This window comes from Maricaulis maris, from assembly GCF_003634045.1.
Lineage (GTDB): Bacteria > Pseudomonadota > Alphaproteobacteria > Caulobacterales > Maricaulaceae > Maricaulis > Maricaulis maris.
On sequence record NZ_RBIM01000007.1, the window covers coordinates 205,176 to 215,402 of the forward strand.

At 61.6% G+C, this 10,227-nt stretch carries 9 protein-coding genes; 4 read left to right on the forward strand and 5 right to left on the reverse strand.

Annotated elements, in window-relative coordinates:
- The first annotated feature begins 85 nt into the window (after positions 1-85).
- From recA to C7435_RS14980, 4 genes are all read left to right on the forward strand, one after another.
- Positions 86-1,165 carry a recombinase RecA gene (gene recA, locus C7435_RS14965; protein WP_075190953.1) on the forward strand — a complete coding sequence of 360 codons (1,080 nt, stop codon included), beginning with the start codon at positions 86-88 and terminating at the stop codon, positions 1,163-1,165.
- A gap of 77 nt (positions 1,166-1,242) precedes the next feature.
- Positions 1,243-1,572, forward strand: coding sequence for a hypothetical protein (locus C7435_RS14970; RefSeq protein WP_075190952.1), 330 nt, complete (start codon positions 1,243-1,245; stop codon positions 1,570-1,572).
- A gap of 183 nt (positions 1,573-1,755) precedes the next feature.
- Positions 1,756-4,410 carry an alanine--tRNA ligase gene (alaS, locus tag C7435_RS14975; protein ID WP_121212304.1) on the forward strand — a complete coding sequence of 885 codons (2,655 nt, stop codon included), beginning with the start codon at positions 1,756-1,758 and terminating at the stop codon, positions 4,408-4,410.
- Positions 4,410-4,859: a nuclear transport factor 2 family protein gene (locus C7435_RS14980; RefSeq protein WP_075190950.1), complete on the forward strand. Its 450-nt coding sequence runs from the start codon at positions 4,410-4,412 to the stop codon at positions 4,857-4,859. The genes alaS and C7435_RS14980 overlap by 1 nt, the downstream gene beginning before the upstream one ends.
- 20 nt (positions 4,860-4,879) lie before the next feature.
- Here C7435_RS14980 and C7435_RS14985 read toward each other — a convergent pair whose 3' ends face one another.
- The 5 genes from C7435_RS14985 to C7435_RS15010 all read right to left on the reverse strand — a co-directional run.
- Positions 4,880-6,244 (reverse strand): cytochrome P450, encoded by a 1,365-nt coding sequence (locus tag C7435_RS14985; RefSeq protein ID WP_121212305.1) that lies wholly within the window; start codon positions 6,242-6,244, stop codon positions 4,880-4,882.
- Positions 6,245-6,361: 117 nt separating this feature from the next.
- Positions 6,362-6,754 carry a hypothetical protein gene (locus C7435_RS14990; RefSeq protein ID WP_121212306.1) on the reverse strand — a complete coding sequence of 131 codons (393 nt, stop codon included), beginning with the start codon at positions 6,752-6,754 and terminating at the stop codon, positions 6,362-6,364.
- Between the two features lie 231 nt (positions 6,755-6,985).
- Positions 6,986-7,963, reverse strand: a complete 978-nt coding sequence (locus C7435_RS14995; protein ID WP_121212307.1) for a glycerophosphodiester phosphodiesterase family protein — start codon at positions 7,961-7,963, stop codon at positions 6,986-6,988.
- A gap of 447 nt (positions 7,964-8,410) precedes the next feature.
- Positions 8,411-9,202 carry a hypothetical protein gene (locus tag C7435_RS17030; protein ID WP_147422723.1) on the reverse strand — a complete coding sequence of 264 codons (792 nt, stop codon included), beginning with the start codon at positions 9,200-9,202 and terminating at the stop codon, positions 8,411-8,413.
- 429 nt (positions 9,203-9,631) lie between these two features.
- Positions 9,632-10,227: HlyD family secretion protein (locus C7435_RS15010; RefSeq protein ID WP_233350800.1), on the reverse strand; the 596-nt coding region annotated here is incomplete at its 5' end.

Genomic DNA, 10,227 nt, shown 5'->3' on the forward strand with positions numbered 1-10,227 from the left:
GTTCCGCTTGTGTTCCCGGAACAAACTTGGTACATCGGTGCTCGGTTGCCCATACCTGAGGGGCGTGAAATAAGGGATGAAGGCTATGAGCAAGGGCGCGATTCGACTCGTGAAAAACGAAAAGAACATGGACAAGGAAAAGGCGATCGAGGCGGCGCTGAGCCAGATCGACAAGGCCTTCGGCAAGGGTTCGGTCATGAAGCTGGGCCAGAAACCGGCCATGGAGATCGAGGCGATCTCGACCGGTTCGCTGGGCTTGGATATCGCGCTGGGCATTGGCGGACTGCCCAAGGGCCGGATCATCGAGATTTACGGTCCGGAGAGTTCCGGCAAGACGACGCTCGCCCTGCATACCGTGGCGGAAGCCCAGAAAGCGGGCGGGGTTGCCGCTTTCGTTGATGCCGAACATGCGCTCGACCCGGTCTATGCCGGCAAGCTGGGTGTCGATGTCGGCGAGCTTCTGGTGTCACAGCCCGATGCCGGTGAACAGGCATTGGAAATTGCCGACACGCTGGTCCGGTCCGGCGCCGTCGACATTCTGGTCATCGACTCCGTGGCCGCTCTGACGCCGCGGGCCGAGCTGGAAGGTGAGATGGGCGACAGCCTTCCCGGCCTTCAGGCCCGCTTGATGAGCCAGGCGCTGCGCAAGTTGACCGGCTCGATCTCGAAGTCGAAATGCCTGGTGATCTTCATCAACCAGATCCGCATGAAGATCGGCGTCATGTTCGGCTCGCCGGAAACGACGACCGGCGGCAATGCGCTGAAATTCTATTCCTCGGTCCGTCTCGACATCCGGCGCATCGGCGCGATCAAGAATCGCGACGAAGTGATCGGCAACCAGACCCGGGTCAAAGTCGTCAAGAACAAGGTCGCGCCGCCTTTCCGCGAAGTCGAGTTCGACATTCTCTACGGTGAGGGTATTTCCAAGATGGGCGAGCTCATCGATCTCGGCGTCAAGGGCGATGTGATCGAGAAGTCCGGCTCCTGGTATTCCTATAATTCCGAACGGATTGGTCAGGGGCGTGAGAATGCCCGCCAATTCATGCTCGGCAATCCGGATATTGCCAGTGAGATCGAAGCCAAGGTGCGCGCCAATGCCGGCCTGATCGCTGACGAGATGCTCACTGGTCCCGATCTGCCCGAGGAAGACGCCGCAGCGGGGTAGCGGGGTCGGAGCGCTACGATATCGGGCAGTCCAAGCGCAGGCTTGTTGGATGATGTGTGCGGTGTAGGGTCTTGATCATGGACCGACACCCGCACACGTCCGGCAATTCAATTTTTCGCCAGAATATTGCTCTTCTGGCGCTTGTCTCTCTGGCGTTGTTGCTGGTGGACATGGTGTTCGGGTTTCTGGGGGTGCTTGGTGGCGCCATGCTGGCTCTGGTTTCCATGACCAGCTGGCTGGTACTGGCGGGTTATTGGCTGAACACGCTCAAACCCCCAAGCCAGACCTGGATCCGCTTTCTCATGCGGGGCGTGGTCCGCATCCTGATGATGTACTTGGTCCTGCCCATGGTTTTGATGCTGTTTGTCGTGACGTTGGTCGAATTCGGTCGGTTTCTGCCGGGTTGAGGTGAGTCGGGCGGGAACACGGCAGCTTGCCCGTCCGCCGCACTTGCCGAAGAATCGCAGCTTGATTGTGAACGGGTGCTTGGCTAGGCCGGGCACCCGTTTCTATATGTCAGTCTACAGAAACCGGTTTGTGCCAGTCCTTCGGGCCGGCGCGCGACACTCCAGCCGACGGGATCGGACATCATGGCCAGCCTGCGCGACATCCGTGCGACTTTCCTCGACTATTTCGCCAAGCATGAGCACGAGGTGGTTCAATCGGCCCCGCTCGTGCCGCAGGACGATCCGACGCTGTTGTTCGTCAATGCCGGCATGGTGCCGTTCAAGAACGCCTTCACCGGTCAGGAAAGACGCGCCACGCCGCGCGCCACCTCGTCGCAGAAATGCGTTCGGGCCGGCGGCAAGCATAATGATCTCGACAATGTCGGCTATACCGCCCGCCACCACACCTTCTTTGAAATGCTGGGGAATTTCTCCTTCGGCGATTATTTCAAGGAAGAGGCGATTGCCCATGCCTGGCAGCTGGTCACCCAGGAATTCGCGCTTCCGGCCGACAAGCTTCTGGTCACTGTCTATGCCGAGGATGACGAGGCGCGGGCGCTGTGGCGCAAAATCGCCGGCCTGCCGGACGAGCGCATTATCGGCATCGCCACGTCCGACAATTTCTGGTCGATGGGCGATACCGGCCCGTGTGGCCCGTGTTCGGAAATCTTCTTTGATCACGGTCCCGGTGTCGCCGGTGGCCCGCCCGGCTCGCCGGACGAGGATGGTGATCGTTTCATCGAGATCTGGAACCTCGTCTTCATGCAGTTCGAGCAGCTCGGTCCGGATGAGCGCATCGACCTGCCCAAACCCTCGATCGACACCGGCATGGGTCTTGAGCGCATCGCCGCCATCCTGCAGGGCAAGCACAATAATTACGACACCGATCTGTTCCGCAGCCTGATCGCCGCCGGCGAGGACGTTCTGGGTGTGAAGGCGACCGGCGATGCCCTGGCCAGCCATCGTGTCATCGCCGACCATTTGCGCTCGACCTGCTTCCTGATGGCCGACGGGGTCAGCCCGTCCAATGAAGGCCGTGGCTATGTGCTGCGCCGGATCATGCGTCGCGCCATGCGCCACGCTCATTTGCTCGGTGCCAGCGAACCGGTCATGTGGCGGCTTGTCGAGGCGCTGAAGACCGAGATGGGCGACGCCTATCCTGAATTGGTGCGCGCCCAGCCGCTGCTGGAAGAAACCCTGCAGGTCGAGGAAGAGCGTTTCCAGCGCACGCTGGGCCGCGGTCTTTCCCTGCTCGAAGAGGCGACCGCTGACATGGCCGAGGGTGATGCCCTGGCCGGCGCGACCGCCTTCAAACTCTACGACACCTACGGTTTTCCCCTCGACCTGACGCAGGACGCGCTGCGCGCCAAGGGCATGACGGTTGACGAGGCCGGTTTCGATACCGCGATGGCCAAACAGCGCGCTGATGCCCGGGCCAGTAAATTTTCCTCCGGTGATGCCGCGCCGGATGCGGTCTGGTTCCAGGTCCGCGACAAGGCGGGGCCGACCGTATTCACCGGCTATGCCGGCACCGGTGGCCAGGGTCGTCTGTTGGCGATTGTATCCGGCGGCCAGGACGCCGAGGCGCTCGGCACCGGCCAACGCGGCGAACTGGTGTTCGACCAGACCCCGTTTTACGGCGAAAGCGGTGGCCAGTGCGGCGATAGCGGCGAAATCCGGTTTGATGACGGCGCCGTCTTCACGGTCGAGGACACGCAAAGGCGCGGCGGTGACCTGCACGCCCATATCGGTGTTCTCACCAAGGGCGAGATCACGCTCGGCGACAGTGCGGCGCTGGATGCCGATGCCCCACGCCGGGCCGCCATTCGCGCCAATCACTCGGCCACGCATTTGGTCCATGCTGCCCTGCGCGATGTGCTCGGCGGTCATGTCACCCAGAAGGGATCGCATGTCGGACCCGAGAGGCTGCGCTTTGACTTCTCGCACAACAAGGCCATCACGGCAGAACAGCTCGCGGCCATCGAGGCGCAGGTCAATGCGGTCATTCGGCAGAATGTCGAGGTCTCAACCCGTGAAATGACGCCGGACGCCGCCATCGAGGCCGGTGCCCTGGCGCTGTTTGGCGAGAAATACGGCGACAAGGTTCGCGTCCTGACCATGGGGCAGGCTCTGGCGGATCATGAAAAACCCTATTCTGTGGAATTGTGTGGCGGCACCCATGTTGCGCGCACCGGCGATATCGCCCTGTTCAAGATCGTTTCCGAAGGCGCGGTTTCGTCGGGTATCCGTCGTCTCGAAGCGATGACCGCCGAGGGCGCACGCCTGTACATGGAAGAGCAGATCGGCTTTGGCCGCGCCGCCGCCGATGCCCTGAAAATCCCCACCGGCGACCTTGCCGGCCGGGTGGTCAGCCTGATGGAGGACCGCAAGAAGCTCGAACGTCAGCTCGCCGAAGCCAAGAAGCAATTGGCCATGGGTGGCGGCGCGGCCGGGGCTCCGGCCGGACCGGAGGTGGTCAATGGCATCAACTTCATCGGCCGGGTGGTTGAGGGGGTCGGCGGCAAGGATTTACGCGGCCTGATCGACGAAGCCAAGGCGCAGATGGGGTCCGGCATCGCTGCCTTCATCGGTGTCAATGAGGGCAAGGCGGCGCTGGCGGTCGGCGTCACGGATGATCTCAGGGACCGGTTTGGTGCGGTCGACCTCGTGAAGGTCGGCGCGGCAGCAGTTGGTGGCAAGGGCGGCGGTGGCCGGCCCGATTTCGCCCAGGCCGGTGGTCCGGACGGTGCCAGGGCCGAGGACGGCATCAAGGCCATCCGCGATACGCTGGCCGGCTGATGCGCAAATCGGCCAAGTCGGACATCCAGCTCTTGGGCGACAAACCGGCGGCCCGCGCCATCGCAGCGGCGCGCGCCGGTTTCAACGCCGCGCTGGAGGCACGATCACTCAAGGCGATCGCGGACGTGCTGGTCGAGGAGGTCGTCCTGATCCCCGGTGACGAGGCGCAATTGATCACCGGCCGGGACGCCCAGCTGGAGGCCTGGTCATCCATTTTCAGCCAGATGCCGGATGTCAGCTATGTCCGCACCCCGTCCCGCATCGAGGTCTGTGAGGACAGCCAGCTGGCCGCCGAGACCGGCCGCTGGAAAGGCGCCTGGTCGACTGACGGTTTCGCCATCCGTTATTCCGGGCGCTATTTCGCCAAATGGCGCTGCGTTGAGGGCCAATGGAAGCTCGAGGCGGAAACCTTCGTTACGATGAAGCGCAGTGGCGGTCGCGCCGCATAACACCGGCTCGCAGCCGGCGATCAGCGGCCGGTGCGGACCTGCGTCGGGCGATCCTTGCCCAGGCCGTAAAGATTGACCTCGAGGCTTGAGATCGCATGGACCAGCGTGTTCGGCGCAATGGTCTGCCGACCGGTCCAGGCAATGTTCGGAAAGCGCTCGAATATCTTCCTGAACGCCGATTGCAACTGCATCTGGGCGATGCGATTGCCGAGGCATTTGTGCGGCCCGTGTCCGAAGGCAATATGCTTGTCGACATTCTCGCGCGTCAGGTCGAAACGGTCAGGATCGGCGAAGACCTCCGGGTCCCGGTTGGCAGCGGGATACCAGAGGATGACTTTCTCGTCCTTGGCGATGCGCTGGCCATTGAGCTCGGTATCGGCCAGTGCGGTCCGGCGCATGTGCTGGACCGGCGAAATCATGCGCAGCGCCTCGTTCGACATCGCCGGGACAAGTTCCGGGTCCGCCAACACTTTCTGACGTTGATCCTCGAACTGGGTCATCAGGCGGATGGTACCCGACAGCGAATTGCGGGTCGTGTCATTGCCGGCAAAGATGATCAGCAACCAGGACCCGTCGAGATATTCCTGGGGCAGGGGCTTGCCGGCCATTTGTGTATTGGCAATCGCCGTCATCAAGTCCTTGCGCGGATTGATCCGGCGCTCGGCCATGACGCGCTCGCCATAGGCGAACATCTCGTTGACGTAATGGTAGAATTTGATCGGGAACCAGGGCCGCCGCGACAACAGGCTCCACGGATTGACGAAATACTGGTTTGCCAGTTCCAGATAATGCATCCAGCGGATGATTTTGGGTCGGTCCGGCTCGTCGATCCCGAGCATTTCGCACAGCGTGTAGAGCGGCAATTCCTGGGAGAAGAGTTTGACGAAATCGACGACCGGACCCTGGCGCTCCATCTCGTCGAGCAGGCTGTCAATTTTCACGTCGATCCGGGTCCGCAATTCCTCGACGAAGCGCGGAATGAAGAAATCCTTCTGCTGGATGCGCATCTGCATGTGATGCGGCTGGTCCAGATTGATGATCGAGTTGAAGGCGGCCGGGATCAGCTTCTTGGGTTTCCACTCCTTACGCGGCATGACGAACATGTTGATGCTGCCGCGTTCCGAGGAATAGACGTCCGGCGCGAGTTCGACGGTCTTGATGTCCTCATAGCGTGTCACCGACCAGAAACCGGCCCGCTTCGGATCCGCCGATGACCACATCACCGGGGCGGTCTCGCGCATGCGACGGAAGAATTCATGGGGATGGCCCTGGGTCCAGGCCGACGGATCCCACAGGTCAAATCCGTCCAGTGACGGATATCGCATGCCCAGATGCGGCGCGGTTTGCGCCTGGTCTTCGAGGATCACATCACTGACTAGCTGCATCGAATTCCCGCCCGCCGCAAAAAGTGAACATTGTTCATATAGGACGCTAGGCCAGGCCGGCCGGGCTTGGCAAGTGATGATCGGGGCGCTTGGGGCGGGGGCGGCGCCGGGCTATGGTCAGCGCGGTTCTGCCAGCCAGGCACGGGCTTCGGCCTCGGTGGCGAATATCCGGTCGATCGCGCGGCGTTCATCCCGGCCCATCATCTCCCAGAAAGTGAGCAGGGCACTGGACAAGTCGTCAGGACAGACCAGCGCTGACCGGATCGGCGGCGACTCCCCGGGCGCCGGGTCGAGCGCCTGGATGGCTTTCGAGAAGCTGGCCGCCTCCTCCAATGAGAAAACGGAAAAGTCCGCATTGTGGAACAGGCACATCATGTCAAATTCGCGCGACCAGTCCGGGTCCGAGATTGCCGCCCGAAAGACCTTGAGGATACCCTCAGAAGTGAGGGTTCCGGACATTGTGTAGATGATGAGCCCGTCCCGGACATTGACGTGGTAACTGGCCTTCAAGACGGACTCCGTTGCTGCAGTCGCATCAGGTCGTCGCCACTGACCTTTTCTGAACCCCTGTGAACACAGAGTCGGTTGTCGGGTTCGAACTCGAAATCCGCTATCATTTTCCGGCACGCGGTGAGGGGTCTGGTGCGGACGCACGGACCATTTCATCCCGTCAATATCGTCTCGCGGGGTCGGGTTTCAAGCGGTTTCGAAATACATCTGCATGTTGTGCGCATCAGCCGGTTACGGATTGCCCGTGATGATCGGGCCGATTGCATCGATCCGGTTGGTGAGGATACCGCCCCGGAACCGCCCCGGCAGGGCGTCGCGTTGCCCCACCGTGTCGATCCCCGTCGAGTTCATCGTCGCCCGGTCAAGATCGCCCATCACCCAGACTTCACTGCCGACCGAGGCCATGCGTGTCTCCAGCCGGGTCGGCCAGCCCCAGGCGAGGCGGGCATAATTGGCGGGCAGGACCAGCACGGTATCATGGCAGACCTCCGGAACATGTCCGCTCCATCCCCAAGCCAAGTAGGACAGACCGCAGGCGCGAATGCGGGCCCGGCTCATCCGGCGCAGGTCCGGGCGCAATTCGGCTAGCCGGGCATCCGGTCGCGACGCTGCAAAGACAATCAGACGGTCAGTGTCGACGGCGCGGGCGTCAAGATAGGCGAGAAGCCGGTCTGCCTCACTGGCATCATTGCTCTTGATATTGAACAGGAAATCCCCTTCGGGGAAAGCCTCCAGGACTTCGCCCAGCGTCGGGATGGCGCCGACCGCCGTGCCGCGCAGCGGCCAGGTTTCGCCACCATCGGCGGTATAGCCATAACCGGCATCCAGCGTGCGCAGTGTCATCATCGATTGCTCGCGGACCACGCCTGAGCCATCGGTCCGGCAGTCCAGCGTCCAGTCGTGGAAGACCGCGAACTCGCCATCCGTGGTCGGGTGAATGTCGATCTCGATCCGGCTGGCCCCGGCCGCAAAGGCGGCAGCCATCGAGGGCAAGGTATTCTCGATGAAGCCATGCTGCGGCGGATCGATCAGCACAGCGGTGCAGTCATCGCGTCCGACACCCGCCGGATCGAAAGTCTGGTGCACGCCGCGATGGGAGACATAAAAGGGCACATCGCGCTGTGGCGTCGCCAGCCAGGAGGCGTTGTTGAGATAGAGCGCCGCCCCTGCGACGCCGAGAATGCCCAGTGCGATGTGGCGTTTTTTCATGATGTCTCCCCCGATCCGGAGAAGCTGGAGACGTCTCGCGGCGGCAGCAAGGCACGAATTGGACGGGATCGGGGCGATTGATCTTGGGCGCATTGCGCGGCCCGATCCATAGATCCCTTGTCAGCCAGCGGGCCGTATCCGGTTCTTGAGGTCAAGGGCGCCGCAGGCGCCGCTTCGCGGGCATGCCCCTTGAGCTCAAGAACCGGATACGGCTTTCTCCCGGCAAGGGATGTATGGCGAGGTTTGCGCCGGTGGCGCCGGGGGATGTGGGGTATGATGGAGTGACCCTGTGGTGGAAAATGGTACGTGTCCCCATTTATCCTGTCCCCATTTATCCTCGAAAATTGCGATTCAGCTCTTGCAGGCGAAGGTAGAAGTCCTGCTCTGGTGTAGGTTGAACACGCGTTGTGCGATTGCCTGCAGTCATCTAAGTCCCCACTTATAGCGCTATTCGCTTTGGCGTTCCGGCCAACTCAGCGTCAGATGCCGTGAGATGGGACAACCATCCACAACACTTGGAAGATAAACACGCGTCCTCAACACCGTGTCGATTGCCCAGAAAATGCGATCGTCGGCCTCGCAACCTTCGATATCGACGCTGGTCATCAGCACTTCGCCTGATGGATCGACTTCAAATTCAACGCTGCAGTCTTGAATATCCTCATTGGTCAATCCTGCAGTACCCATCACCTCAGCCACCGGCCATTCTATCCACAGGCCACCAGGCGGAATGCAGCCCCCCCCTGTGCCAGGGGCGTCGAGATCGTATTGATCACAGCCAGTGAACTCGTTCACTTTGACGATAATCTCGTTCGCCACTTGGCTTGCAAGCTCAATCGAACCTAACGCCAACTCGGCCGATAGCTGGCGACGCATCATCCTAAGCTCGCCGTACACATCGCTCGCAGTGGCCGCCCGAAGACACCGAGAAACCTGATTGACCGGGTACCGTTCGCTGATCTGTAGAAGGTATTCAGCGATAGGTAGTCGCCGGTCGCCGAGACCGCGCACCCAACGATCACGCGCTCCAACATCATCATTTGGAACAGTGCATGCAGATCCACCGAACTCAACAGCGTGACCCGTGCCGCGTTGTAGAACGGAAAGCAGTATCGAGTGGGCATGATCGATCTCGTAGGCTCGAACATAAGCCGTGAAAGCGCAAATCTCTGCTTCGCTAATTGGAAACAGAGGTGGATAAGCACCGGATGGAGGCATTGCTTCAAAGAGTTCCCGCATCCGTGACACTTCGCCTGCGCGAGCAGCCTGACATACTCGGCGCCAACCCCATTGATCTACGGGACGTTGCTCCGCTGGCGCCGACCCTTGCGCTCCCGTTAATTCCGCTCCAACAGCGGCATGATGATTGCCGTTCAACGCCCCAGCGCCCGTGGCAAGGCAAAGCGCGAACAGCAAAGCGGCAACTAGGTTCAAAACGCCCCCCTCATCGCTCCCGCCCCGCCTCGTTCATGGCCCGCAAAACCGGGCTCAGCAAAAACGCGATCACGCGCCGTGTGCCCGTCTTTATTTCGACCGTGGCGGACATGCCGGCGGCCAGAACGGGGGCACTTCCATTGACTGAGATGTTGTTTATGACAACCCTGACGCGTGCAGGATAGACAAGCCCCCTATGCTCGTCAACGATCGCGTCGGGAGAAATTTGCTCAACTATTCCATCGAGATACCCATATCGCATGAAGGGAAGGCCTCCAGCTTGATGCGGACCTCCTGGCCCTGCGCAACAAAGCCGACATCGCGGTTGAGGAGGTAGGCTTCGACATAGAGTTCGCGGCCGGCCGGGACCAGGGTGACCACCGGCTCGCCGGGCTCGCCGGGCTCGGCGACCTCGCCGATCGTGGTGACATTGACCGCATTGACGATGCCATCGACCGGGCTGAGCAAGGTCTGGCGGGCAGCGCGGGCCTCGGCCTTTTCGAGGATTTCGGTGCGGGTGGCGATAATGCTTTCCGCTTCCGACAGCTCGCCCGCCGCCTGGGCGCGGAAGCTTTCCAGGGCGGTCTCCATGTCCTGTTCGATCATGGCCGCCTCGGCGGTGGAGCGCAGGATGGCCTGGGTCTGACCTGCGGCCCGCTGATGAATTGGGAAACGCACCATTTTTCGCACAAGACGCGCGGAACCGCCCATAAATCCCTTGTCAGCCAGCGGGCCGTATCCGGTTCTTGAGGTCAAGGGCGCCGCAGGCGCCGCTTCGCGGGCATGCCCCTTGAGCTCAAGAACCGGATACGGCTTTCTCCCGGCAAGGG

Bases quoted from the DNA above. Each gene is read 5' to 3' on its own strand.
- C7435_RS17030 (WP_147422723.1), bottom strand. From the start codon at position 9,202: ATGCGGGAACTCTTTGAAGCAATGCCTCCATCCGGTGCTTATCCACCT.
- C7435_RS14985 (WP_121212305.1), bottom strand. From the start codon at position 6,244: ATGCAGCTAGTCAGTGATGTGATCCTCGAAGACCAGGCGCAAACCGCG.
- recA (WP_075190953.1), top strand. From the start codon at position 86: ATGAGCAAGGGCGCGATTCGACTCGTGAAAAACGAAAAGAACATGGAC.
- C7435_RS14970 (WP_075190952.1), top strand. From the start codon at position 1,243: ATGGACCGACACCCGCACACGTCCGGCAATTCAATTTTTCGCCAGAAT.
- alaS (WP_121212304.1), top strand. From the start codon at position 1,756: ATGGCCAGCCTGCGCGACATCCGTGCGACTTTCCTCGACTATTTCGCC.
- C7435_RS14980 (WP_075190950.1), top strand. From the start codon at position 4,410: ATGCGCAAATCGGCCAAGTCGGACATCCAGCTCTTGGGCGACAAACCG.
- C7435_RS14995 (WP_121212307.1), bottom strand. From the start codon at position 7,963: ATGAAAAAACGCCACATCGCACTGGGCATTCTCGGCGTCGCAGGGGCG.